Annotated in this window: 22 protein-coding genes and 1 pseudogene; 8 read left to right on the top strand and 15 right to left on the bottom strand. The window is 72.2% G+C overall.

Annotation, left to right across the window (positions count from 1 at the left end):
* A partial coding sequence (locus IH48_RS0121440) for a GNAT family N-acetyltransferase (protein ID WP_324604322.1) occupies nt 1–695 on the top strand: 695 nt, incomplete at its 5' end.
* A gap of 49 nt (nt 696–744) precedes the next feature.
* Here IH48_RS0121440 and IH48_RS0121435 read toward each other — a convergent pair.
* The 6 genes and pseudogenes from IH48_RS0121435 to IH48_RS0121410 form a co-directional block, all read right to left on the bottom strand.
* A complete protein-coding gene (locus tag IH48_RS0121435) occupies nt 745–2,367 on the bottom strand; it encodes a type IV secretory system conjugative DNA transfer family protein (RefSeq protein ID WP_030906942.1) in 1,623 nt (540 codons plus the stop codon).
* 5 nt (nt 2,368–2,372) lie between these two features.
* The gene (locus IH48_RS0121430; RefSeq protein ID WP_030906941.1) at nt 2,373–3,833 is read right to left on the bottom strand and encodes an ATP-binding protein; all 1,461 of its coding nucleotides are present in this window, start codon (nt 3,831–3,833) and stop codon (nt 2,373–2,375) included.
* A 68-nt stretch (nt 3,834–3,901) separates the two neighbouring features.
* Nucleotides 3,902–5,458 (bottom strand): SCO6880 family protein, encoded by a 1,557-nt coding sequence (locus tag IH48_RS0121425; protein ID WP_030906938.1) that lies wholly within the window; start codon nt 5,456–5,458, stop codon nt 3,902–3,904.
* Nucleotides 5,455–6,769, bottom strand: a pseudogene (locus IH48_RS33540) (hypothetical protein). Before IH48_RS33540 ends, IH48_RS0121425 begins: the two are co-directional and overlap by 4 nt.
* A gap of 226 nt (nt 6,770–6,995) precedes the next feature.
* On the bottom strand, nt 6,996–7,838 hold the full coding sequence (locus IH48_RS0121415; RefSeq protein ID WP_030906936.1) for a hypothetical protein: 843 nt from the start codon (nt 7,836–7,838) through the stop codon (nt 6,996–6,998).
* Between the two features lie 286 nt (nt 7,839–8,124).
* The gene (locus tag IH48_RS0121410) at nt 8,125–8,433 is read right to left on the bottom strand and encodes a hypothetical protein (RefSeq protein ID WP_030906933.1); all 309 of its coding nucleotides are present in this window, start codon (nt 8,431–8,433) and stop codon (nt 8,125–8,127) included.
* 463 nt (nt 8,434–8,896) lie between these two features.
* Between IH48_RS0121410 and IH48_RS0121405 the strand changes: the two genes are divergently transcribed.
* Together IH48_RS0121405 and IH48_RS0121400 are read left to right on the top strand one after the other, a co-directional pair.
* On the top strand, nt 8,897–9,910 hold the full coding sequence (locus IH48_RS0121405) for an NlpC/P60 family protein (protein WP_030906931.1): 1,014 nt from the start codon (nt 8,897–8,899) through the stop codon (nt 9,908–9,910).
* A gap of 249 nt (nt 9,911–10,159) precedes the next feature.
* Nucleotides 10,160–10,900 carry a phosphatase PAP2 family protein gene (locus IH48_RS0121400; protein ID WP_030906928.1) on the top strand — a complete coding sequence of 247 codons (741 nt, stop codon included), beginning with the start codon at nt 10,160–10,162 and terminating at the stop codon, nt 10,898–10,900.
* A 2-nt stretch (nt 10,901–10,902) separates the two neighbouring features.
* Here the strand turns inward: IH48_RS0121400 and IH48_RS0121395 are convergent, their stop codons facing one another.
* From IH48_RS0121395 to IH48_RS0121380, 4 genes are all read right to left on the bottom strand, one after another.
* A complete protein-coding gene (locus IH48_RS0121395; protein WP_051840306.1) occupies nt 10,903–11,565 on the bottom strand; it encodes a sortase domain-bontaining protein in 663 nt (220 codons plus the stop codon).
* 53 nt (nt 11,566–11,618) lie between these two features.
* On the bottom strand, nt 11,619–12,665 hold the full coding sequence (locus IH48_RS0121390; RefSeq protein WP_030906922.1) for a hypothetical protein: 1,047 nt from the start codon (nt 12,663–12,665) through the stop codon (nt 11,619–11,621).
* Between the two features lie 96 nt (nt 12,666–12,761).
* Nucleotides 12,762–14,414, bottom strand: a complete 1,653-nt coding sequence (locus IH48_RS0121385; protein ID WP_051840324.1) for an FAD-binding oxidoreductase — start codon at nt 14,412–14,414, stop codon at nt 12,762–12,764.
* Nucleotides 14,415–14,544: 130 nt separating this feature from the next.
* On the bottom strand, nt 14,545–14,724 hold the full coding sequence (locus IH48_RS0121380; protein ID WP_037842878.1) for a hypothetical protein: 180 nt from the start codon (nt 14,722–14,724) through the stop codon (nt 14,545–14,547).
* A 135-nt stretch (nt 14,725–14,859) separates the two neighbouring features.
* Here IH48_RS0121380 and IH48_RS0121375 point away from each other — a divergent pair, with 135 nt between their 5' ends.
* Together IH48_RS0121375 and IH48_RS0121370 are read left to right on the top strand one after the other, a co-directional pair.
* The gene (locus tag IH48_RS0121375; RefSeq protein WP_030906913.1) at nt 14,860–15,702 is read left to right on the top strand and encodes a hypothetical protein; all 843 of its coding nucleotides are present in this window, start codon (nt 14,860–14,862) and stop codon (nt 15,700–15,702) included.
* A gap of 88 nt (nt 15,703–15,790) precedes the next feature.
* Complete coding sequence (locus IH48_RS0121370; RefSeq protein WP_037842770.1) at nt 15,791–15,988, top strand: hypothetical protein; 198 nt, start codon at nt 15,791–15,793, stop codon at nt 15,986–15,988.
* A 96-nt stretch (nt 15,989–16,084) separates the two neighbouring features.
* Here the strand turns inward: IH48_RS0121370 and IH48_RS0121365 are convergent, their stop codons facing one another.
* On the bottom strand, nt 16,085–16,444 hold the full coding sequence (locus tag IH48_RS0121365; protein ID WP_030906908.1) for a metal-sensitive transcriptional regulator: 360 nt from the start codon (nt 16,442–16,444) through the stop codon (nt 16,085–16,087).
* Between the two features lie 186 nt (nt 16,445–16,630).
* Between IH48_RS0121365 and IH48_RS0121360 the strand changes: the two genes are divergently transcribed.
* Nucleotides 16,631–17,251: a DUF47 domain-containing protein gene (locus IH48_RS0121360; protein ID WP_030906905.1), complete on the top strand. Its 621-nt coding sequence runs from the start codon at nt 16,631–16,633 to the stop codon at nt 17,249–17,251.
* Nucleotides 17,252–17,256: 5 nt separating this feature from the next.
* The gene (locus IH48_RS0121355) at nt 17,257–18,255 is read left to right on the top strand and encodes an inorganic phosphate transporter (protein WP_030906902.1); all 999 of its coding nucleotides are present in this window, start codon (nt 17,257–17,259) and stop codon (nt 18,253–18,255) included.
* Nucleotides 18,256–18,283: 28 nt separating this feature from the next.
* Here IH48_RS0121355 and IH48_RS0121350 read toward each other — a convergent pair whose 3' ends face one another.
* Nucleotides 18,284–18,682 carry a GNAT family N-acetyltransferase gene (locus tag IH48_RS0121350; RefSeq protein WP_234434334.1) on the bottom strand — a complete coding sequence of 133 codons (399 nt, stop codon included), beginning with the start codon at nt 18,680–18,682 and terminating at the stop codon, nt 18,284–18,286.
* Between the two features lie 120 nt (nt 18,683–18,802).
* On the opposite strand from IH48_RS0121350, the gene rph reads away from it, so the two are divergent.
* Complete coding sequence (rph, locus tag IH48_RS0121345) at nt 18,803–21,460, top strand: rifamycin-inactivating phosphotransferase (protein WP_051840300.1); 2,658 nt, start codon at nt 18,803–18,805, stop codon at nt 21,458–21,460.
* Between the two features lie 110 nt (nt 21,461–21,570).
* On the opposite strand, the gene pstB is transcribed toward rph, so the two are convergent.
* From pstB to pstC, 3 genes are read right to left on the bottom strand one after another with little or no spacing between them, the layout of a single operon-like run.
* Nucleotides 21,571–22,347: a phosphate ABC transporter ATP-binding protein PstB gene (pstB, locus tag IH48_RS0121340; protein WP_030906893.1), complete on the bottom strand. Its 777-nt coding sequence runs from the start codon at nt 22,345–22,347 to the stop codon at nt 21,571–21,573.
* A gap of 35 nt (nt 22,348–22,382) precedes the next feature.
* Nucleotides 22,383–23,459 carry a phosphate ABC transporter permease PstA gene (pstA, locus tag IH48_RS0121335; RefSeq protein WP_030906890.1) on the bottom strand — a complete coding sequence of 359 codons (1,077 nt, stop codon included), beginning with the start codon at nt 23,457–23,459 and terminating at the stop codon, nt 22,383–22,385.
* Nucleotides 23,456–24,472: a phosphate ABC transporter permease subunit PstC gene (gene pstC, locus IH48_RS0121330; protein WP_030906887.1), complete on the bottom strand. Its 1,017-nt coding sequence runs from the start codon at nt 24,470–24,472 to the stop codon at nt 23,456–23,458. Before pstC ends, pstA begins: the two co-directional genes overlap by 4 nt.
* Nucleotides 24,473–24,505: the final 33 nt, after the last annotated feature.

Below are 24,505 nucleotides of genomic sequence, written 5' to 3'. Positions count from 1 at the left end.
CAGGGGGGACCCTGTGGGAGAGTAGGACGCCGCCGAACAATACGTTGCAGGACCGGGGAGGCCCGCACCATCTGGTGCGGGCCTTTTCGCATTTCCCGCCGTGGTTTTTGACTTGCGGGGCTGCCGGTCCCGCGGGGAGCATCGCCACCATGGACCACGTGATCCGCGCCGTGCGCGCCGAGGAATGGGAGAAGGTGAAGGAGCTGCGCCTGCTCGCCCTGCGGGACCCGGCGGCTCCCATCGCCTTCCTCGACACCTACGAGCGTTCCCTGAAGGAGCCCGATTCCTTCTGGATGCAGCGTGCCGCCGGACGCCCCGGCGCGGCGCGGCAGTTCATCGCCGAGGCGCCCGACGGAAGTTGGTCGGGCACCGTGACCCTCCTCGTCGAGGAAGCCGGCAGCATCGACTTCATGGAGACCGTCATCCAGCAGCGGCAGGGGCACGTCGTCGGCGTCTTCGTGCGTGCCGATCAGCGCGGTGCCGGCCTCCTGGGGCGGCTGATGGCCGCCGCACTGGACTGGGCCTGGTCACTCGACGGGCCGCCCCTGGAGCGTGTACGGCTCTATGTGCACGAGCGGAACCCCCGCGCGCAAGCGGCCTATCGCAAGGCCGGGTTCGCGCCGACCGGGCTGCTCGTGCCCTTCGCGACCGACCCTTCGGCCAAGGAAGTGGAGATGGCCGTCAGCCGGCCCTGAGCCCGGCTCCGACTCAGACTCAGACTCAGACTCAGGCTCGGACTCAGGCTCAGGGGGCTTCCACGAACCCGTGGCGCGGCCAGCGGGCGCGGCCCTGTTCCCTTGAGCGCAGCAGCGCCAGCGGTGGCAGCCCCTGCGCGCGGCCCGTGGCCAGCAGCTCGGGCAGCATCGGCAGCGGGGCGACCGCGGCCACGTCGTCGAGGACGAGGGACATTGGTGGGTCGAGCCGACCGTCAGGTGACCGTGCGGCCATGCGGCGGCCGTGCTCGACCACGTGCGAGGCGAGAGCCGTCAGGAGCGGCATCGCGCCGGGGCGTGAGCGGGGATCCTCGATGGGTTCACCCACCACGTACAGTGTCCCCCCTTCCGCCGCGAACGACTCCAGTGAGACGGCGTCAGTTCTGCTGTACGTGCAGGCGTCCCTGATGTGGATCGACGAGAGCGCCTCCAGCGCACGCGCCGTCAGCTGCTGCGCGACCTCCCGGCGCTCGGCGTGCGCGGTCAGGGCGCTCTCCAGGAGGCCCCCGTGGCCGGACGCGGCCTTGGGGTGGGTGCGCAGGATGCGTACGGCCTCCTGCGCGCCGTTGCCCTGTGCCCAGCGGTGGACCTGGCGGAAGGGGCGTCCGTCCACGGCCGCGGCGTGCAGCCAGCAGCGCAGGAGTGTTTCCGCGGTGTCCGCCATCGCCGCGTCCAGCGCCGCGTGGGGACGTACCGGGGCCAGGAGCCCGATGGCCCTGTCCGCCGCGATGGCGGGGTCCTCGCACCCCGTGGTGGGCGCCCAGTGCAGCCGGGCCGGGGTGTCGCAGAGGTGGCCCGGGTCGTAGACGAGTACGGGCCCCAGTTTGGCGCGCGCGTCCTTGGTCTCGGACCAGAGCCTCGGGTCCGAGGTGACCACGAGGGCGGGGCCCTCGGCGTCCCTGATGGCGGCCGCGGCCGTCGGCCTGCGCGCGTCGACGTCGCCGTAGTGGACCTGCTGGGGCGCGCGCTGCGCAGGGAGGGGGACGGCGGGGACCGCGGGGGACCGGCCCACGGCAGCCGTACCGGGCGCCGCAGGCGGCGGCTGCTCCGTCGGGCCATGGGTCTGGGCCTGGTCCTGTTCGAGGGGCGGCACCGCCGGGAGGACGTCCCGCGCTGCCGGCGCCGGCGCCGGGGGACGCGGCGGGGCGTGGGGGTGCTCGTGGTCCGGCCCGCCACCGCGCTCGTGGTCGCGGGCGCGGTCACGCTCGTACGCGTCGTCGTACGCGCGCTCGTGTTCCCGCCTCGCCCGGTCGCGGCGGCTCGCCCGCACCGCGCGGTAGCGCGTCACGACGCCGAGCACGAACACCGTGAGCACGGTGAGGACCATCAGCTGGCTGATCAGCAGGCCCCAGAAGAGGCCGTATCCGGACAGCTGGCCCGGAGGCGTGGCCGGCCAGGCGCCGTGCAGGTCGTGCGGGTGGGTCACCAGGGCGCGCATGGCGGACGGGGTGCGGGTGAAGTCGACGCCGTCGGGCCAGCCGCCGTGGGTGAAGAGGCCGCCGAGCCCCGTCGCCGTCCAGACCAGGACCGTGAGGCCCAGGATGAACGCGATCAGCCCGAGCAGCAGCCCGTCGGGCACGCCGCCCTGCCGGCCGCCGCGTGCCTCTCCGCTGCCGCCGGCCTGGCCGTACCTGCGGGTGTCGTCGCGGGCCATCGGCGTCACGCCACCGTCGACTCGGACTCGGAGGACTCGTTGATTCGCCGCTGGTGCTCCAGGTAGGCGGCTCGCTGCTCGGTCTCCCACTCGGCGGCCCTGATGTCCTCGGGCAGTTCCTCGGGCAGCGGCTGCGCGCCGACGCCGGGGAGTCCGGCGCGCTCGGATCCCTCGGTCATGGCGCGGTCGGTGAAGACGAGGGGCCGTTCGGCCTCGGTGACCAGGTGCTTGACGACCTGCACGTTGCCGTTGACGTCCCAGACGGCGATGCCGGGGGAGAGCGTGGGGATGATCTCCACGGCCCATCGTGGCAGGCCGAGCACGCGGCCCGTGGCGCGGGCCTCGTCCGCCTTCTGCGCGTAGATGGTCCTGGTGGAGGCCATCTTGAGGATCGCGGCCGCCTCCTTCGCGGCCGCGCCGTCCACGACGTCGGAGAGGTGGTGGACGACGGCGACGAACGAGAGGCCGAGGCGGCGGCCGAACTTGAGCAGCCGCTGGAACAGCTGCGCCACGAAGGGGCTGTTGATGATGTGCCAGGCCTCTTCGACGAGGAAGATCCGCTTCTTGCGGTCGGGGCGGATCCAGGTGTGTTCCAGCCAGACGCCGACGATGGCCATGAGGATCGGCATGGCGATCGAGTTGCGGTCGATGTGGGAGAGGTCGAAGACGATGAGCGGGGCGTCGAGGTCGATGCCGACGGTTGTGGGTCCGTCGAACATGCCGCGCAGGTCGCCGTCGACGAGGCGGTCGAGGACGAGCGCGACGTCGAGGCCCCAGGCGCGTACGTCGTCTATGTCGACGTTCATCGCCTCGGCGGACTCGGGCTCCGGGTGGCGCAGCTGGTCGACGATGTCCGTCAGGACGGGCTGGCGCTCCGTGATCGTCTCGTTGACGTAGGCGTGGGCGACCTTGAGCGCGAAGCCGGAGCGCTCGTCGAGGCCGTGGCCCATGGCGACCTCGATGATGGTGCGCAGCAGGGCGAGCTGGCCTGTGGTGGTGATGGCAGGGTCGAGGGGGTTGAGGCGGATGCCGTCGTCGAGGGCGGCCATGGCGTCGAGGCGGATGGGGGTTATCCCCAGCTCTTGCGCGATGAGGTTCCACTCGCCCGCGCCGTCCTCGCCCTGGGCGTCGAGCACGACGACCTGGCGGTCGCGGAAGCGCAGCTGGCGCAGGACGTACGTCTTCTCCAGCGCGGACTTGCCGTTGCCCGACTCGCCGAGTACCAGCCAGTGCGGGGCGGGAAGTTGCTGTCCGTAGAGGCGGAAGGGGTCGTAGATGTAGCCCTTGCCGCTGTAGACCTCGCGGCCGATGATCACTCCGCTGTCGCCGAGCCCTGGGGCGGCGGTGGGCAGGTAGACGGCCTGTGCCTGGCCCGTCGAGGTGCGCACGGGCAGCCGCGTGGTCTCCACGGCTCCGAACAGGAAGCTGGTGAACGCGTCCGTGACGGCGGACAGCGGGTCTTTCATCGCGGACCCCTTTCGGCTCGGCTTGCGGCTCGGCGGTGCGTCATCGGCGTTCCGTCATCGGCGGTGTGTCATCGGCGGATGCCGGTGGCGAACGGCAGGGTGTTGACGAAGGCCCTGTGGTGCTCGCGGTCGCACCACTCCAGCTTGAGGTAGGACTTTCCGGCGGACGCCCTGATGGTGCGCTTGTCGCGGGCGAGGGCCTCGGGTGAGCGTGACGACACGGTGATGTACCCGACGAGGTTGACGCCTGCGGCGCCGCTGGCGAGATCTTCACCCCGTTGGTCCAGCCTGCCGTGTGCGGCGATGTCGCGCGGGTCGACCGTGCGGTTCATCTTGGCGGCGCGGCTGGCCTCGGCCTCGTCGTTCACCTTCTCGGTGAGCATGCGCTCGATGGCGATCTCGGTGGGCTCCAGGTCCATCGTGACGGCGACCGTGCGGATCACGTCCGGGGTGTGGACGAGCAGCGGGGCGAGGAAGTTGACGCCGACGGGCGTCATCGGCCACTCCTTGACCCAGGCCGTGGAGTGGCACCAGGGGGCGCGGGTGGTGGACTCGCGGGTCTTGGCCTTGAGGTAGGTGGGTTCGACGGCGTCGAGCTCGGCCGGCCAGGCGTTTCGTTTCGTCATGGCCTGGATGTGGTCGATGGGGTGGTCGGGGTCGTACATGGAGTGCACGAGGGACGCGAGGCGGGCCTGGCCGAGGGGCTGGCGCACCCGGATGTCGGCCTCGGCGAGGCGTGCGCAGATGTCGGTGAGCTCGCGTGCCATGACGACGGCGAGGCCCGCGTCGTGGTCGAGCTTGCCGCCGGTGCCGCCGGCGTGCCGGGCGGCGCGTGCCATGGCCTGGGCCTCGGCGGCCAGTTCGCGGTTGAAGTGCATGCAGGCGACGAGGTAGGCGCGGTGCTGCTCGCTGGAGGTGGAGACCATGGACTGGAGCTGGTCGTAGGAGTCCTGGAGCCAGCGTGGGGCGGTGTCGTCGCCGCGCTGCGAGACGTCCTTGGCGTGGGCGTCCGGGTCGGCGGGGAGGGTGCGGGCGAGCATCTGCAGGCGGGTGACGAAGCCGTCGCCGTTGGCGACGTGCTTGAGGAGGGTGCCGAAGCGGTCGACGAGTGCTTCCTGGTCCTCGCTGTCGCGCAGGCCGACGCCGGGGCCCTCGATCTCGATGGCGGCGGTGACGGTGCGGCGGTCGGCGTGCAGGAGCACGGCGATCTCGTCGGGGCCGAAGGGGGCGGCGAGCCAGTTGATGTGGCCGATGCCGGGGGGCGGGCCGATCTCGACCTCGCGTCCGTCGGCGGAGGTGCCGGCCTCCATGGCGGCGGAGCGGTAGGTGGTGCCGCGCCGCAGGACGCGCTTGTAGCTGCGGTTGATCTCGAACCACTTGTAGAACGTGCGGTGCTTGTACGGCACGTAGACGGCGGCGAGCGCCAGCATGGGGAAGCCCATGAGGAAGACGATCCGCAGGGACAGCACGGGCACGATGAGGCCGCTCATCATGCCGAGGAAGGCGCCGGCGATGATCAGGGCGATCTCGCCGGTCTCGCGGTTCTTGCCGACGATCGCGTTCGGCCGGGCGCGGCCGATGAGATACGTGCGGCGGGGCGCGATGGGGTGGGACTGGGTCGTCAACGCCCTCTACCTCCTGCTGTCGTTGCCTGGGCCGCCCTGGCCGCCGCCGGTGCGGCGGGAGCCGTGGGGTGTGCCGGTGGTCGGGCCCGGGCCTGCCGGGCTCGGGCTGCGGGGCGGGGGTGCGGCGGAGGGGACATGTCCGCCGCCTGCCCCGCCCCCGGTCTGGGGGGCGCGGGATCCGTGGGCGCTGACGCCGCCGCTCACCGGGTTGGCGGGGCGGGCGGCGCCGCCCCCGCCGCCGTCGGCGCTGCCGCCGCTGCCTCCGCGCTGGGGGGCGCGGGTGGAGTGGGTCTTGATGCCCTGCGCGACGAGGTTGGCCGGCGAGGAGAGCACGGCGGCGGCCTGGGACCCGTCGGTGGCCTGCTTGCGGCCCGCGCGTGAGGTGGCGATCTCGTCGCCGAAGCCGGGTACGAAGCGGTAGATCATGGCGGAGGCGAAGATCGCGAGCAGGATGATGGCGAGGCCGGAGACGACGGCGGAGAACGCGTCGGGGCCCTTGTCGCCCGAGAGGGCGCCGGCGAGGCTCAGCACGACGACGATCACGGGTTTCACCATGATCACGGCGATCATGATGCCCGCCCAGCGGCGGACGTGGCCCCACATGTTCTTGTCGACGAGCCCCGCGTAGACGACGGTGCCGAGGAGGGCGCCGACGTAGAGCAGAGCGGCTCTGATGACGAGTTCGAGCCAGAGGACGCCGGCGGCGAGGATGGAGACGAGGGAGACGACGATCAGCATGATGGGGCCGCCGCCGATGTCGTTGCCCTTCTTGAGGGCGTCGGAGAACCCGCCGAAGAAGACGTCGGTCTGTCCGCCGGTGGTCTTGGCGATGACGTCGGTGACGCTGTCCACGGCGGAGACGACGGTGTAGAGGATCAGCGGGGTGAAGGCGGAGGCGAGGACGGTCAGCCAGAGGAAGCCGACGGCCTCGGAGATCGCGGTGGTAAGGGGGACGCCGCGGACGGCGCGCTTGGCGACGGCGAGCAGCCACAGGATGAGCGTGAGGATGGTGGAGGCGGCGAAGACGACGGCGTACTGGCGTAGGAACGACGCGTTCGTGAAGTCGACGTTCGCGGTCTCCTTGACGGCGCTCGACAACTTCCCGATGGTCCACGCGGCGGCTTCGGCGCAGCCGCGTCCGAGGGAGGAGAGGGGGTCGAGGGAGTCGGGGGTGGGGATGCCGCCGGTGCCGCTTCCCGGTCCGGTATCGCCCTTCTTGCACTGCTCCTTGACGAGTCCTTTCAGCAGGTCGCAGTTGCCCGGTGGGTCGGCGGTCGCGCGTGCGGCGAGAAGGAAGACGGTCGCCTGCACGCCCGCCAGGGTGAGGGCGAGTGAACGGGCACGGCGGCGCACGGCACCGGCTCTCGGAGCGGCGTGGGGTGCGCGTGGGCGCTTTGCCGTGCCGTGCGCGCGCGGCGCTTTCGGAGTGCGCGCGGCAGACGTGCTGTCGCGGACTTCGGTGAGCGGTCCTTCGGATGGGGCATGAGTGCTGGGAGAAACCGCACAGGGGAGGCTCTGGTCGCCCGGCGTGCGGGAGCTACCTGGCATAGGTGAAGCCTCCAAACTGCTTGACGGCCTTGGTGATCTGCTCGGCTGTGGAGGCCGCGTCGTCGCCGGGGACCGGGGCGGGGCCGCTCTTCTCCGTGTCGGAGACGATCTTCCAGTCCTTGCCGGCCCACTGGAGCTGGAAGGTGGCCGTCTTCCAGGTCGTGGCGACCGGGTTCTTCGAGGTGGTGCCCGCCATGCCGATGAGGCCCGTGTACCAGACCGAGATCTTGGCGGCGCCGGTGCTGTAGCTGTCGACCTTGGTGCCCACCGGGATCGTGCGGGAGATGAAGGTGGAGCCGTGCGGGGCGTTGCCGGAGGCGTCCAGGCCCAGTTGGGCGAGGAAGTCGGTGGAGTAGGCCGTGTCGAGGCTGGGCTGCAGTTTGGCCGCGGCGGCCGGGGTGTAGATCGTGTCGACGATGGCGTGGCGCTGCTGCGTGTGGAACATGCCGACGGAGCCGAGCGCGACGGCGTAGTTCGCCGCGGCGCTTGCCGCGCCCTGCTGGGTGTCGGCGAAGCCCGACGGGATCGCGCCGTCAGGCCCTGACGTGCCGGTGACCGGCTTGGTGCCGGTCGGGGCCGTGGGGTCGGCCGCCGCGCCCGCGGCGGAGCCCCCTGACCCCTTGCCGCTGGACGCGGGGCCGTTGCCTCCGCCGCCGCGGTTCGCGAAGGCGATCGCCGCGACGAGGAGGACGACCACGCCGACCACGGTCACGAGGGAGCGTGATGTGCGCATGGGCCGACGGCCGCCGTGGGCGTCGCCGCCGCTTTCCGGCAGGCGGGTGCGGGTCTGGCCGGGATCGCCGCCGTAGTCGTGGTCGTCGCCGAAGCTCATTGCCCGTCCCCTTCACCGTGCGCGTTGACGCGTACGCCCACGTATGACGGTAGCCCGGCCGGACCGGCCCGGTGCGCGTCGCGGTGACTCGGCGTCAGGCGTACCGCCGTCGCCCTGCGGTGTCTCGCCGCCGGGTGCGAGGGCGAGGGCGAGAGCGAGGGTGTGGCCGGGTTCGGGTTCGGGTTCTTGGGGTTCAGCAGTGGGCGGGACATCGAAGTGGCGCATCCTCAGCCGGTGGGCGCGGCGGGTCGGGTGGAGGGGCGGGCGGCCGCCGGCCCGCGCGTCGTCAGACCGCCATGCCGTACACGATCGTGAAGAGGGTGCCGAGCGAGCCGATGATGAACACCCCGGTCAGTCCGGCGACGATGAGGCCCTTGCCCTGTTCCGCGCTGAAGGTGTCGCGCAGTGCCGTCGCGCCGATCCGCTGTTTGGCGGCGCCCCAGATCGCGATGCCGAGGCAGAGGAGGATGGCCACCGCCATCACCACCTCGATCATCACCTTGGCCTCGCTGCCCAGGCTCGAGAAAGGACCCCAGTTGGGGGCGATGCCACCGATGATGGTGTTGATGTCGCCCTTGTTGGCCGCCAGGTACATGTAACTCACCGCCCCTGTTTGGTCTTTCGCTGCCCGTGCCGCACGGCACGGGTCAGGTCCAATCATCGCTGATGGAACCGGTCCCGTACGCCGCTTGGCGGCTCTCTTTACCCGATCACCGCACATATGACCGATCTTGATGCCCTGACCTGGTGTGCAGCGGTCGCGTGGCGACACGGTCGGTTACTCTGTGTATCACGGTGCGTGACTTTGGGCAATGACTGTCGTTGGTACACCTCGACGCAGAATCCGGCGGCAGGCCGCACGGCGGGCGCGGGCCGGCCCCCGGCGGCCGTCGTGACGGGTGCCGTGTACGCCCCGTGCGCCCTCGCCGCTCCCCGGGCCCCCGCCGTGCGCGGGCCATGTGCGCGGCTACTTCCGGTCGTCCTTCTCCGCGCCACCGGCTGAGTGTGCGTCAGCCCGCCTACACTTGCTCCGTGCCGCTGGAGAGGGGGGTCTGACTGTGCGCAAGGCTTGGTTGGTCGGCGGCGCGGTCGGGGGTTGCGGGGCCGGGTTCGTCGGGTTGCTGCTGGTGGGGACGTTCGTGGCCGCCTCGGGGCTCGCGGGTGGTGCCGCGGGGGCCGCCGTCGGGCTCGCCGCCGGGGCCGTGCCGGCGCAGTACACGTCCCTCGTGCAGCGTTTCGGCCATACCTGTTCCGCCATCAGCGCGCCCCTGCTCGCCGCGCAGCTCTACCAGGAGAGCGGGTGGAACCCGCGCGCGAGGAGCGCGGCCAACGCCTACGGGATGGGGCAGTTCCTGCCGTCCACCTGGGCCGCCCACGCCGTCGACGGGGACGGCGACGGGAAGCGCGACATCTTCGACCCCGCCGATGCGATCGCCTCGGCCGCCGCCTACGACTGCGAACTCGCCAAGTACGTGCGGAGCGTGCCGGGCGATCAGACCGCCAACATGCTCGCGGCGTACAACGCCGGCACGTACGCCGTCCTCCACAGCCGCGGTGTGCCGCCGTACAAGGAGACGCGGAACTACGTCAAGTCCATCACCACGCTCGCCAAGAGCTTCTCGAAGCCCGTCGGCAGGGTGGCGCCGACCGCTCAGGCGGCGGGGGCGATCAACTTCGCGCAGAGCAAGCTCGGCACGCCCTACCTGTGGGGCGGTAACGGCACGGCCGCGCAGGGCGGCAGGTTCGACTGCTCCGGGCTGACCCAGGCCGCCTACCGCGCGGTGGGGGTCGAGCTGCCGCGCGTCGCGAACGACCAGTACAACGCGGGGCCGCACCCGTCGCGGAGCGAGCTGCGCCCCGGGGACCTCGTCTTCTTCTCGACCGACCTGAGCAACTCGCGGGCCATCCACCACGTCGGCATCTACGTGGGTGGCGGCAAGATGATCGACGCCCCGCACACCGGGGCGGACGTCCGGATCGACAACGTGGACTCGCCCGACTACTTCGGGGCGACCAGGGTCACCCAGGACGGCGCGGCCTCGCTGCCCACCGATCTGCCCGCTTCCGCGTGAACCCCCGCGCGGTCCTCACTCTCCGTCAAGCCAGGGCCCTGAGCTGGGGTGATGGGTCACTCTTCGATAACGTCCTGGTGCTCGTTCCGTGGATAGCGGAACGCCGGCCGCCCCCAGGCCGTTTCCTGGACGGACTACCCGTTGTGGCTGAGCGCCTGTCATGTGTCACATGTCACGTGCCGCACTCCGGGTCCGACAGGGCACACGGCCGGGAGTCAGGGCCGGGCGACAGGCAAGGGGCCGAGGCAGATGGCTGGACTGGCACTCGACGGTTCGAACCCCGACGTCGGCCTGCTCTACGACGTCAACGGGCTGGCCAAGGGAACGCCGTCGTGGTTCGACCGCGTGGTGGAGTTCGTCGGCGCGTACGGCGTCCTCATCGCGCTGGTCCTCGTCGTGCTCGGCTGCTGGCTGGCCGTGCGCCGGCGCCATGCGGCGGATGACGCGGTCGGCGGCGTCGCCGGGCTGATCTGGGCGCCGCTGGCGGCGGGCGCCGCGCTGCTCGTCAACATCCCCGTGCGCAGCTTCGTGCAGCGGCCGCGGCCGTTCCTCGACCACAAGGGCATCGAGGTCCTCGCACACGGCCAGCACGGCTACGCCTTCGTCAGCGGCCACGCCACCGTGGCGATGGCCGTCGGCGTCGGGCTCTTCGTCGTGCACAGGAAGTTCGGCCTGGCCGCGATCGCGCTCGCCGTGCTCGAGGGCTTCACACGCGTCTACCTGGGCGTCCACTACCCGACGGACGTCATCGGCGGCTTCGCGCTCGGTACCGCCGTCGCCCTGCTGCTGAACCCGATCGCGACGGCGCTGCTGACGCCGCTGGTGTCGGCGGTCGCCGCCTCCTCGCGCTTCGGCCGTCTGGTGCGCTCGCGCCGCGCGAGCGCGGGCGGCGAGGACGGTGCGGCGCCCCACGCCGCGGGCACCGCCGCCGGGACGCGCGAGCTGGGCATGGGCGGGCCGCGGCCCGACGACACCAACCTCGCGGCCTGACGTCAGCGGGCGGCCACCGCGGTCACCACGACGTTCGCGTCCCAGTGGCCGTCGGGGGCGATCAGCCCGCCGCAGGTGATCAGCCGCAGCTCCGGCCGCCGCGACGGCGCGTAGACGCGCGCCGTCGGGAACCTGTCCGTGCGGTACGTGTCGATCCGCGTCACCCGGAACGCGACGCGTGACCCGTCGCCGCGTTCCACCTCGACCCGGTCGCCCGGGTGCAGCCTGCCGATCTTCGCGAACGCGCCGTTCTTGATGTGCGTGCCGCCGATGCGTTTGCCGTGCCGGTACACGTTGTCGGGCGCGTCGCGGTGGCCCACGAAGACGGCGGGCCCCGGCTGCCCGGGGCGCGGCCCCAGCGCGTACCAGCCGGCCTTCGCCGCGTCGGCGAACCCGGGTACCTCGATGGCGCCCGCGCCGTCGAGCGACAGCGGCAGCACCTCGGCCGACAGGCCGATGGCCGGCGCGTACAGGCGTACGGGCGCACTGTGCGCGTCACTGACCGGCATCGGGCGCGGAGCCGCCGTGGAGTGCGGAGGCTGTGCTGTGGACGCGGACGACGCGGTCAGGTGGGGGAAGAGCTGGAGTACGACGGCGGCTGCCGCGCAGAGTGCGGCCAGGGCGAGCAGCGCCCTCGGCGCCCTGTCGGCCCGGCGCGGCCCCACGTGGTCCAGGCGCTTGCCCGGGCTTCCCCGGCGCGGCCGCGCGCCCCTGCCGGTCAGTGGTCGCCGCCCGACGCGTCGCGCCGCTGCCCGCGGACGAGCATCAGCGCACCGGCCGCGACGGCCGCCGCGCCGCCGACGGCGAGCGCGACGACCGCGGCGTCGTCCGCCCGTGCCCGGTCGGCGGCGGCCACGGCCGCCGGGTGCGGGGCGCCCCCGTCCACCGCGCCCGACGGGGTGGCCTGGAGGGCACCCACGGCGGTGGGCGACGCCGTGGTGTTCCGCGCCGGGGTGCTCCGCGCCGGGGCCGCCGCCGTCGCCCGGGCGGATGCGGGGGCAGCCGGGACCGTTCCGGCCGGTCCCGTCGTGTGCGGCTGCGGCCGGGACGTGTGCGGGCGGTGGCTCGTGACCGGCGTCGCGGGCGGCCGGTGGGCCGGCGCCTTGCGGTGCGGCGTGCGCGTCGCGTGATGCGCCGGCGGGTGTGACGCATGGTGGGGCCTACCGCGCGTCGCCCGGTGCGTGGCCTTGTTGGCGGCCTTGTGCGTGGCCTTGTGGGTGGCCCGGTGGGTGGCCCGGTGGGTGGCCGCCGGGGCATGCGGGCGCGGGCGGGACGTCGCCACCGAGATCTCGCCCGTCGGCAGCGCGGTGCCGTCCGGCGCCACCAGGCGGAAGCCGAGTCCTGGCACGTTCTGCCCCGCGGGCCGCTTCGGGTGGTCCTTCGCGTAGTAGTACAGCGGGTGGTTGTCGTACAGGACCTGCGGCAGCCGGCTGCCGCGCGCGTGGGTCCTGGTCCTGGTGACCTTTCCCGCGACGCCGTGCCCCTTCGACGGCGAGCCGACCGCCGCGGGGAACAGCTTCACGCAGCGGCCGGTGCAGCCGGGCACGCCGGGTGCGTCGTCCTCCCGCAGGTAGAGCGGGTTGCCCTTCGCGTCGGCGAGCGCCGCCCCGTTCGCCGTGCTGATCAGGGTCAGCCTGCGCGGCTGCGTCGGCTTCGTGACGGCCGCGGCCGGGCCCGCGGCCGGCAGGACGAGCAGCAGGGCGGCGGCCACGGCCGCGACCAGGGTCGGCGTGCGGCGTGCGGGCGGGTGCGGGGGCTCGGGCATGCATCCAGGCCACCCGCAGCGGCCGCTACCGGCAACGCCGGTGGGCCGTACGGGGGAACGGCAGGTCGGGGCGGGGCCGTACGGGGGACCCGCGCCTCACAGGGCCTGCGGGAAGTCGAAGAGGCGGTCGGGGTCGTACTTCTTCTTCAGGTCGGCGAGCCGGCCCGCGGCCCCGCCGTAGTACGCGGTGCGCCAGTCCTTCAGCGTCGGGTCCACGTAGTTCTGGTACGCCGAGCCCGACGCGTACCTGCGCATTCCCGCCTGCGTCGAGCGCAGCCATGCCCGGTGCGCGCTGCCCGCGTCGTTCGGCTGCCACGACGCGACGTACTGCGCGAGCATCCGCGAGCCGCGGTGCACGAACGCGGTCGCGCCGGTGGCCACCCTGTTCACCGCGCCGCCGAGCGCCGTCAGGTCTATGGACCCGCCGCCGCCCCGCGCCGCCGGCAGCCGGGTGAACGCCTCGGCCGCGCCGAGCAGCGCCTGGCGTCCCGCCGCGGACAGCGACCTGTCGTAGAAGTCGGAGGCCGCCGCGTACGTCTCGCGGTGCAGCGCGCCCTGCGGCGAACGGCCGGGCGTGGTGCCCGGGAGCCTGCACTGATCGGCCGTCAGCCCCGAACATCCGCCGTACACCTCCATGGCGTCCTCGAAGGAGCGCGTGCGCAGGGACACGGAGCTCGCCGGGCCCGGGCCGCCCGCCTGGTCCGCGAGCCGGTCGACGGCGTTGTGCAGGTCCGATTCGGTGCCGAGGGAGAAGACGGAGACGGACGCCGTCGGCGCGACGCCGCCCGGGCCCGCGTCGAGGTGCAGCGCCGACCAGATCTCGTCGGGCTGGGAAGGGCCCCACTCCTGCCAGGAGGCGAGCAGCCGCCCGGCCTTGGCCCACGGCCAGCTCATGTACGCCACGACGCCGTCGGGCGCCGGGTGGGTGCGGAAGCGCAGTTCGGTGACGACGCCGAAGTTGCCGTTGCCCGCGCCGCGCAGCGCCCAGAACAGGTCGCTGTCGCGGTGGGCGCCGGCGGTCAGGGTCCTGCCGTCGGCGGTGACGAGCGTGGCGGAGACGAGGCTGTCGCACGCGAGCCCGTAGGCGCGCGAGGTGACGCCGTGTCCGCCGCCGAGCGTGAGCCCGGAGATCGCGACGGTGGGGCAGGACCCGCCGGGGATCGTGCGGCCGTGCTCGGCGAGGCCGCGGTAGATGCCGGCGAGCCGGGCACCGGCGCCGACGCTCGCCTCGGACGAGGTGCGGTCGAGGGAGTCGAGCCGTGACACGTCGATGACGAGGCGGCCGTCGCCGCTCGACCAGCCCGCGTACGAGTGGCCGCCGCTGCGCACGGACACGGGGGTGGAGTGGGTCCGCGCGAAGGCCAGGCACTCCTTGACGTCCGCCTCGCCCGCCACGTACGCGACGGCCGCCGGCTTCAGGCCGTCGAACCGGGTGTTGTAGAGCTGCCGGGCCGTCGGATAGTCGGCGTCGTCCGGGCGTACGAGGTCGCCTTCGAGCCCCTTGCCGAGCGCGCTCCAACTCGGAGCGCCGGGCGACGGGGTGGACCTCGCGGCGCCGCTCGAAGCGCCGGGGCCGCGGGAGCCGGCGCCGCTGCCGGGCCGCTGGGCGCCTGTGCCGTCGCCGCTGTCGCATCCGGCGAGCGAGGACGCGGCGGCCGTCGCGGCGAGCGCGGCGGCGCCGGCGAGCACCGCACGGCGCGCGGGCCGGCGCCCGCCTGTGCCGCCTGTGCGGCTGGTGTCGCGGAACATGTCGAAGACCCCTCCCGCGAAGGACGGGGCGTGGGGTGCGTCCTTCGTCACTACGAGACGGTACGAGTGCGGCCCCGGGCGCGGGAGAGTGCCCCCTGGGGTCTGCCCCCGGGGGCGGCGCGCGCGCCCGTCAGCAAGGTGGCGGCGGCGCCTCGTGCGTGCGGGCGTCGGTGCGGGCGAGGTCGCGGGACCTGCGCGCGGGGCCGCGCCAGCCGCAGGTGCAGCGCGCGGAGCAGAAGGAGCCGCGTTCGGCGGTGGACGTCAGGTGACGGTGGGGGTGGGCGCCCTCGCGGGGTTCGTCGTCGCGCACGCCGTCCACGGTACCCGCGGCCGCCGGGCCACGACCCGGGACGGCGGCCGCGTGACCGTGGCAGGCGCGGCGTCGTTAACCGGAGCGTCAGGGGGTCTCGGCAATCGGCGGGTCGGCGCTGGGGGTTGGCAGGGCATGGTGGAGCGCGAGCGGGAGCGTCGGCACCGGCGTGGCATGGTGTTCGCCGCCGCGGCGGCGGGTGTGGCCGGGATCGTGGCGGCGGCCTGCGGCTGTGCGGTGACGAGCGGGGCCGCGGCCGACGGCCGCCCGGGCGGCGGGACGTCCGCGGTGCGTGGCGCGGCGGACGCCCTGGCGGCCGCGGGCGGCGCCAGGATCGCCACGTCGATGGAGATGGCCTCGGGCGGCACGCGCGTCACGATCCGCGGCGAGGGGCGCTACGACTTCCGCGACCGGATCGGCAGCCTCACCGTCACGCTGCCGAAGGACCCGGCCGGCGCGTCCGAGCACCGGCCGATCACCGAGCTGCTGTCGCCGTCCCTGCTCTACATGAAGAACCGTGGCGCGGGCGTGCCGGCCGGCAAGTGGGTGCGGATCGAGGCCGCGTCGCTGGACGACGGCAACCTCGTCACCGGCGGCGCCACCGATCCGCTCGCCGCCGCCGAGCTGCTGCGCACGGCCACGAAGGTGTCGTACGAGGGCGAGGAGGACCTGGCGGGCACCGAGGTGCGGCACTACAGGGGCATCGCCGACCTCTCCGCCGCGGGAGAGCGGGCGGCGCCGTACGCGCGGGGCGCGCTGAAGGCGGCCGTGCACGGCTTCGCCACGCGGACCGTCCCGTTCGACGCCTACCTGGACGACGCGGGGCGGCTGCGCAAGGTGCGCCAGAGCTTCCGCTACGTCAACAAGGGTGGCGCCGTGACGGTGTCCTCGACGACCCTGCTGTACGACTTCGGCACACCGGTGCCGGTGAGGCTGCCGCCGCGTGCCGACATCTACTCGGGGCGGGTCGAGGGATGAGAATAGAGCGTTAAATGGTCCGGAAGTGCCATGCGCGGTGCGTATTAACCTCCCTACGCTAGGAAGCCGGCACCGACCGGGAGAGGTGATGCACGTGGCTCCGTTGCGTACGCCGACCGTTCACGACCACGTGGCCCTGGTCGAGATCGAGCTGTGCGGCGAGTTGATGATCGCGGCGTCCGACGCGGACGGGGACCGGCTCAGCCCGGACCGCATCGACGAGGTGCTGAAGGTGGAGGCCGACCGTGCCGCGCGCCTCAGGCGGGACCGCCGCCGGGGCGCCTGACGGGCGGGCGACGCACGCGCGTCGGATATCTCACGTCCGGGGATGACCCGTCCTGGGATGACCCGCCCGGGACGGCTCGTCCCGGGACGTCCCCGGTCAGGTGCGCAGCAGGCGTGCGATGGCCTGCTTGGCCTCCTCGACCTTCTCGTCGATCTCCGCGCCGCCCTTGACAGCCGCGTCCGCCACGCAGTGGCGCAGGTGCTCCTCCAGGAGCTGGAGCGCGAAAGCCTGGAGCGCCTTCGTGGACGCGGACACCTGGGTGAGTATGTCGATGCAGTAGACGTCCTCGCCGACCATGCGCTGCAGGCCCCTGACCTGGCCTTCGATCCTGCGCAGCCGCTTGAGGTGCTCGTCCTTGCTCTTGTGGTAGCCGTACACCTGGTGCTCGCCGTGCGGGCCGGGCGGCGCCTGGGAGGGCGCTTCGCCGGTCGCGCCGGCCGCGTCCGTGGTCGTCATGGCGTCCTCCGTCATGGTCCCGTTGCTGTCCGTTTGGGCGGTTATACCCCCTGCGGGTATATGATACCTCTACGGGGAGGTTGGGTCAGGGGGTCCTTCAGGGCGGTCCCGCACGATGAGCGACACTGGGACCCCATTCATCTAGCATCAGCCTGACCGAAATTCCAGGGACCCCGAGGACTCCAGGTGCGTTTTCGTCTTACCCCCAGGGAGACGAGCTTCTACGACATGTTCGCCGCGTCCGCGGACAACATCGTCTCGGGCTCCAAACTCCTGATGGAACTCCTCGGTGCGGACGCATCCGCGAGAGCCGAGATCGCCGAACGGATGAGGGCCGCGGAGCACGCGGGTGACGACGCGACCCACGCGATCTTCCACCAGTTGAACTCCTCGTTCATCACGCCGTTCGACCGCGAGGACATCTACACCCTGGCGTCCTCGCTCGACGACATCATGGACTTCATGGAAGAGGCCGTCGATCTCGTCGTCCTCTACAACATCGAGAAGCTGCCGCGCGGCGTGGAGGAGCAGATCGAGGTCCTGAGCAGGGCCGCGGATCTGACCGCGGAGGCGATGCCCCACCTGCGCACGATGAACAACCTCACCGAGTACTGGATCGAGATCAACCGGCTGGAGAACCAGGCCGACCAGATCCACCGCAAGCTGCTCGCGCACCTGTTCAACGGCAAGTACGACGCCATGGACGTGCTCAAGCTCAAGCAGATCGTGGACGTACTCGAAGAGGCGGCCGACGCGTTCGAGCACGTCGCGAACACGGTGGAGACCATCGCGGTCAAGGAGTCCTGACTGCCGTGGACACCCTCGCGCTGATCGTGACCATCGGTGTCGCGCTCGGTTTCACGTACACCAACGGTTTCCACGACTCCGCGAACGCGATCGCGACCTCCGTGTCGACCCGCGCCCTCACGCCGCGTGCGGCGCTCGCCATGGCGGCCGTGATGAACATGGCCGGCGCGTTCCTCGGGCAGGGCGTCGCCGAGACCGTCAGCAAGGGGCTGATCGAGACCCCGCACGGCGACCAGGGGATGGGCATCCTCTTCGCCGCGCTCGCGGGGGCGGTCGTCTGGAACGTCGTGACCTGGCGGCTCGGGCTGCCGTCCTCGTCGTCGCACGCGCTGTTCGGCGGCCTGGTGGGTGCCGCGCTCGCGGGTGGCAGCGAGGTCCTCTGGTCGGGAGTGATCGACAAGGTCGTCATCCCGATGATCCTTTCGCCCGTCGTGGGCCTGATCGTCGGCTACCTCGTGATGCTGGCGATCCTGTGGCTGTTCAGGAAGTCCAACCCGCACAAGACGAAGCGCGGATTCCGGATCGCTCAGACGGTGTCGGCGGCCGGCATGGCGCTCGGGCACGGACTGCAGGACGCGCAGAAGACGATGGGCGTGGTCGTGCTCGCGCTGGTCATCGCGGGCGACGAGAGCTCGACGAGCAACATCCCGGTGTGGGTGAAGATCGTCTGCGCGCTGATGCTGTCGCTCGGCACGTACGCGGGCGGCTGGCGGATCATGCGCACGCTGGGCCGCAAGATCATCGAGCTGGACCCGCCGCAGGGGTTCGCGGCGGAGCTCACGGGCGCGTCGATCCTCTACACGACGTCGTACGTCTTCCAGGCACCGGTGTCGACGACGCACGTGATCACGTCGGCGATCATGGGTGTGGGCGCGACGAAGCGCGTGAACGCCGTGCGGTGGGGGGTCGGCAGGAACATCGTGATCGGCTGGTTCATCACGATGCCGGCGGCGGGGGCCGTGGCGGCGATCGTCTACTGGATCGTCAGGGCGATCTTCGGCTGAGCCGCGCCGTGTTCGGCGCCGCTGCCCGTCAGACCAGCGGGCGGTGCATGACGTGCAGCCCGACGTAGCCCTCCGCCGGATGCCGGAACGCCTCGGGCACCGTGCCCACCACCGTGAAGCCGAGTGACCGGTACAGCCGCACCGCGTGCGTGTTGGTCTCCACGACCGCGTTGAACTGCATCGCGCGGAACCCCGCGTCGCGCGCCCACTCCAGCGAGTACGCGCACAGTGCGCGCCCGATCCCGCGCCCGGCGTGCGCCGGGTCGACCATGTAGCTCGCACTGGCGACGTGCGACCCGTTGCCCGCCTGGTTGCGGTTCATCTTCGCCGTCCCGACGACCGCGCGGTCGGGCGGCGCCGGCAGCCACCACTCGCGCCCCTGCTCCTGATCGGGGTCGCGCGGGTAGGTGAAGGTCTCGCCCGCCACGGCGAGCGCAAAGGCAATAAGAAAGGCAAGGAGGACGAGATCCTCTCCTTGCCACTCTCAACGTATAGCGCACAGGGGGGCTTGCCACAAGGCCCCCATCGTGGCGCAAAATCGTCGGCCATGGCCACAACCAGCGGAAACGGGGCATACGTGCGTGTGTACGTGCGGGATCTTCAGGACGTCGACGAGACCCAGGTCGCCGTCGTCGGCGGCAAGGGCGCGAACCTGGGTGCGCTGACCCGGATCGAGGGCGTCCGCGTGCCGGGTGGCTTCTGCGTCACGACGGACGCGTTCCGGCGCGTCATGGCGGACGCGGCGCCGTCGGTCGGGGACCGGCTCGACCGGCTGTCGGGCCTGGACCCGGACGACCGCCCGGCGGTCGGTGCGCTCAGCGCGGAGATCCGCCGGGCCATCGAGGAGACCCCCGTCCCGGGCGATGTCGCGGAGGAACTCGCCGGGTTCCTCCGCCGCCACGGCGCGGAGGCCGCCTTCGCCGTACGGTCCAGCGCGACGGCCGAGGACCTGCCGACGGCCTCCTTCGCCGGCCAGCAGGACACGTACCTCAACGTCGTCGGTGCGGCCGAGGTGCTCAGGCACATCAGCCGGTGCTGGGCCTCGCTGTTCACCGAGCGCGCGGTGGCCTACCGCCGGCGCAACTCGATCGACCACCGCGCGGTGCACATGGCGGTGGTCGTCCAGCGGATGGTCTTCCCGCGGGCGGCCGGTGTCCTGTTCACGGCCGACCCCGTCACCGGCAACCGGAGGACCGCAACTGTGGACGCCGGCCCCGGCCTCGGCGAGGCGCTCGTCTCCGGGCTGGTGAACCCGGACGTCTTCACGGTCCGCCGCGGCGAGGTCGTCGCCAGGACGATCGCCGCCAAGGACCGCGCCGTCCACGCCCTGCCGGGCGGCGGCACGCGGGAGGTGGCGGTCGACCCGCGGCGGCGGGAGGAGCCCGCGCTGACGGACGCGCAGGCCGTGGCGCTCGTGCGACTCGGGCGGCGGATCGAGGCGCACTTCGGATGCCCGCAGGACATCGAGTGGTGCCTGGTCGACGACGGCTTCCGGATCGTCCAGAGCCGGCCGATCACGACGCTCTTCCCCGTCCCCGAGGCCGCCGACGACGACAACCACGTCTACCTCTCCGTCGGCCACCAGCAGATGATGACCGACGCCATGAGGCCCCTGGGTCTTTCCATGTGGCGGCTGACGGCCATGGCGCCCATGGTCGAGGCGGGCGGCAGGCTGTTCGTCGACGCCACCGGGCGCCTGGCCTCGCCCGCGAGCCGCGCCGCCTTCGTCGACCTCGTGGGCAGGGGCGACCCGCTGACGAGGGACGCGCTGGAGACCGTACTCGGCCGCGACGGCTTCCTCCCGCCGCCGCAGGACGCGGGCCACGCGCGGCCGCCCGCCGGCGGCGCCGCCCCCGCACCGGTCGAGACCGATCCGGCGATCGTCGCCGGGCTGATCGAGCGCAGCCGGGCCTCACTCGGCGCGCTGGAACGCGACATCGCGGCGAAGACAGGGCCCGCGCTGTTCGACTTCCTGCGGGAGGCCTTCGCGGAGCACAAGCGGGTGCTCGCCGATCCGCTGTCCATCCAGGTGATCATGGCGGGGATGGAGGCCACGTGGTGGCTGGGAGACAAGCTGGGTGAGTGGCTGGGCGAGAGGAACGCCGTCGACGCGCTCACGCTGTCCGCGCCCGGCAACGTCACGTCGGAGATGGGTCTCGCGCTGCTCGATGTCGCCGACGTGATCCGCCCGTACCCGCGGGTGGTCGCGTTCCTCCGGGACGCCGAGAGCGCCGGGGACGCCGAGGGCGCCGGGGACGGCGGCCTCCCGGACGGGCTGGCGAAGATCGAGGGCGGCGCCGCGGCCCGGGACGCCATCGAGGCCTACCTCGACCGGTACGGCATGCGCTGCGTCGGCGAGATCGACATCACGAGGCCGCGCTGGCGCGAGCGCCCCGCCACGCTCGTGCCCGTGATCCTCGACAACGTGCGCAACTTCGAGCCGGGCGCCGCCGCTCGCCGATTCGAGCACGGCCGTCAGGAGGCCGCGCGCAAGGAGCGGGACGTGCTGGCGCGGCTGCGCGCACTGCCGGACGGCGACGCGAAGGCGGCCGAGGCCAAGCGGATGATCGACCGGGTCCGTACGTTCATCGGGTACCGGGAGTACCCGAAGTACGACGTCGTCAGCCGCTACCTCGTCTACAAGCGTGCGCTGCTCGCGGAGGCCGGGCGCCTCGCGCGGGCGGGCGTGGTCCGTGAGCCGCAGGACGTGTACTACCTCACGTTCCAGGAGTTCCACGACGCCGTGCGCACGCGGCGCGTCGACGAACGGCTGGTCCGGCGGCGCAAGGACGTGTTCCGCTCGTACCAGGCGCTCACACCGCCCCGGGTGCTCACGTCGGAGGGCGAGGCCATCTCCGGTTCGTACCGGCGCGACGACGTGCCGGCCGGTGCGCTGGCCGGGTTGCCGGTCTCCGCGGGGACGGTCGAGGGCAGGGCGCGCGTCGTCCTCGACATGGCGCGGGCGGACCTGGCGGCGGGCGACATCCTGGTCACCGCGCACACGGACCCGAGCTGGTCGCCGCTGTTCGTCGGGATCGCGGGCCTGGTGACGGAGGTGGGCGGCCTGATGACGCACGGCGCGGTGATCGCCAGGGAGTACGGTCTACCGGCCGTCGTGGGCGTGGCGGGTGCCACCGGGCTGATCAGGGACGGGCAGCGGATCCGCGTGCACGGCGGCGACGGGTACGTCGAGATCCTGACCTGACGGCAGGGCCCGATGGCAAGAAGGGCCCGCCCTCCGGGGAGGGCGGGCCCTGTCCCGCGGTGACACCGCCATGCAGCACCGCGGGAGGCTCGGTGGGCCAAGGCCGCCCGTCAGCCGAAGCGGCCGGAGATGTAGTCCTCCGTGGCCTGCACGGACGGGTTGGAGAAGATGCGCTCGGTCTCGTCGATCTCGATCAGCTTGCCCGGCTGCCCGACCGCCGCGAGGTTGAAGAACGCGGTGCGGTCCGAGACGCGCGCCGCCTGCTGCATGTTGTGCGTGACGATCACGATCGTGAAGCGGTCCTTGAGGCCGCCGATCAGGTCCTCGATCGCGAGCGTGGAGATCGGGTCGAGCGCCGAGCAGGGCTCGTCCATCAGCAGCACGTCGGGTTCCACGGCGATGGCCCTGGCGATGCACAGCCGCTGCTGCTGGCCGCCGGACAGCCCGGCGCCCGGCTTGTTCAGGCGGTCCTTGACCTCGTTCCACAGGTTGGCGCCGGTCAGGGACTTCTCGACGACCTCGTCGAGTTCCTGCTTGCGGCGCCTGCCGTTGAGCCTGAGTCCTGCCGCCACGTTGTCGTAGATCGACATGGTCGGGAACGGGTTCGGCCGCTGGAAGACCATGCCGACCGTGCGGCGCACGGAGACGGGGTCGACTTCGGAGCCGTACAGGTTCTCGTCGTCCAGCAGGACCTTGCCCTCGACGCGGCCGCCGGGGGTCACCTCGTGCATCCGGTTGAGGGTGCGCAGGAAGGTCGACTTGCCGCATCCCGACGGGCCGATGAAGGCCGTCACGGTGCGGGGTTCTACGGTCATCGAGATGTCGTCGATGGCGCGGAAGCCGCCGTAGAAGGCGCTGAGTCCGCTGACGTCGATGCGCTTGGCCATGGGTACTGCTCGCAATCAGGTGGTGGATGGCCGCGTCAGCGGCCGGACGTCTTCGGGGCCTTCCAGCGGGCGATGCCGCGGGCGATCAGGTTCAGGATCATCACGAGGATGATCAGCACGAGGGCCGCTCCCCAGGCGCGGTCGTAGCTGGCCGTGTTGCCCAGGTTGTACTGCTCGTAGATGTAGAAGGGCAGCGACGACTGCGGGCCGTTGAACGGGTCGTTGTTGATCACCTGGCTGCCGAAGACCAGCAGCAGCACCGGCGCGGTCTCACCCGCGATACGCGCGACGGCGAGGACGACGCCGGTGATGATGCCGCCGATGGACGTCGGGACGACGATGCTGACGATCGTGCGCCACTTGGGCACGCCCAGCGCGTAGGAGGCCTCCCGCAGCTCGTTCGGCACGAGCCGCAGCATCTCCTCGGTGGAGCGCACGACGATCGGCATCATCAGGATCGTCAGGGCCAGCGACCCGGCGAAGCCGGAGAAGCCGAAGCCCAGGATGAGGATCCAGAAGGACAGGATGAACAGGCCGGCGACGATCGACGGAATGCCCGTCATGACGTCGACGAAGAACGTGATGGCCTTGGCCAGCGCGCCCTTGCCGTACTCGACGAGGTAGACGGCGGTGAACACGCCGATCGGCACGGCGATGACGGTGGCGATGCCGACCTGTTCGAGCGTGCCGATGATCGCGTGGTAGATGCCGCCGCCCGGCTCTGTGCCGAGCACGCCGCCCATCGAGTGGCTGAGGAAGGTGCCGTTCAGCACCTTCGCGCCCTTGGCGACGGTCGTCTCGATCAGCGAGTACAGCGGCACGATGGCGAGGACGAAGCACGCGTAGACGAGGCTGGTGGCCACCCGGTCCTTCGCCTGCCGCCGCCCCTCCACCGCCCGCGTGAGCGCGTAGTTGGCGGCGACGAAGAGGATCAGCGCGATCAGCCCCCACTGCACGTGGCTGCCGAGGCCCGCGCCCGCGCCGATGCCGGCGCCGGCGAGCACCGCGCCCACCGCGATCGCGAGCGGCGTCCAGCGGGGGAGCCTGCGCTGCGCGAGGCGGCCGTGCGGGCGCGCCTGGGGCGCGGTCAGGTCGTTGACGGTGTGGCTCATGCGTTCGCCCCCGAGTACTCCTTGCGGCGGGCGATGATCAGGCGGGCCGCGCCGTTGACGATCAGCGTGATGACGAAGAGGACGAGGCCGCCGGCGATCAGGGCGTCGCGCCCGAAGTCCGTGGCCTCGCCGAAGTGCGAGGCGATGTTCTGCGCGAAGGTGCCGCCCTCGGGGTCGAGCAGGTGCAGCGACAGCACCGAGGAGGACGACAGGACGGTCGCGACGGCCATCGTCTCGCCGAGCGCGCGGCCGAGGCCGAGCATGGAGGCGCTGATGATGCCGGAGCGCGCGAACGGCAGCACCGAGAGGCGCACGACCTCCCAGCGGGTCGCCCCGAGGGCGAGTGCCGCCTCCTGGTGGGCGCGCGGTACCTGCCGGAACACCTCGCGGCTCACGTTGGTGATGATCGGCACGATCATGATCGCGAGCAGGATCGACACCGTGAGCAGCGAGCGCGCGGCGGAGCCGGGCGTCGACTGGTCGAGGATGTACGTCCAGCCGAAGTACCGGTCGAGCCAGAGGTCGAGGCCGTTCATGTGCGGGACGAGGAACAGCGCGCCCCACAGGCCGTAGACGATGCTGGGCACGGCCGCGAGCAGGTCGACGAGGTAGGCGAGCGGCGAGGCGACCCTGCGGTGCGCGTAGTGCGTGATGAACAGCGCGATGCCGATCGAGATCGGCACGGCGACGGCCATCGCGATGACCGAGCTGACGATGGTGCCGAAGGCGAGGACCGCGATGCCGAACACCGGCGGCGTGGCGTCGGTGTTCCACTCGAAGGTGGTGAAGAAGTTGCCGTGGTCCTGGGAGATCGCGTCGACCGCGCGGTAGCTCAGGAAGCCGGCGATGGCGGCCATGAGGACCAGCAGCAGGATGCCGGATCCCCCGGACAGGCCGAGGAACAGGCGGTCGCCGGCCCGGAGCGCGGGGCGCTCCCGCACCTCCGTGTCCGGCGTCGCGGATGGCTTGGGCGGGCTCGGTGGCGGCGCGTCGGCCGTCTGCGTCATGTCCATGGGTGAGGTCTCCGGTCTGGGTGGGGGAGCCTG

The sequence above is a fragment of the Streptomyces sp. NRRL F-5126 genome, assembly GCF_000721265.1.
Lineage (GTDB): Bacteria > Actinomycetota > Actinomycetes > Streptomycetales > Streptomycetaceae > Streptomyces.
The sequence above is the reverse complement of the archived record's forward strand: the minus strand, read 5'-3'. Positions and strand labels throughout refer to the sequence as shown.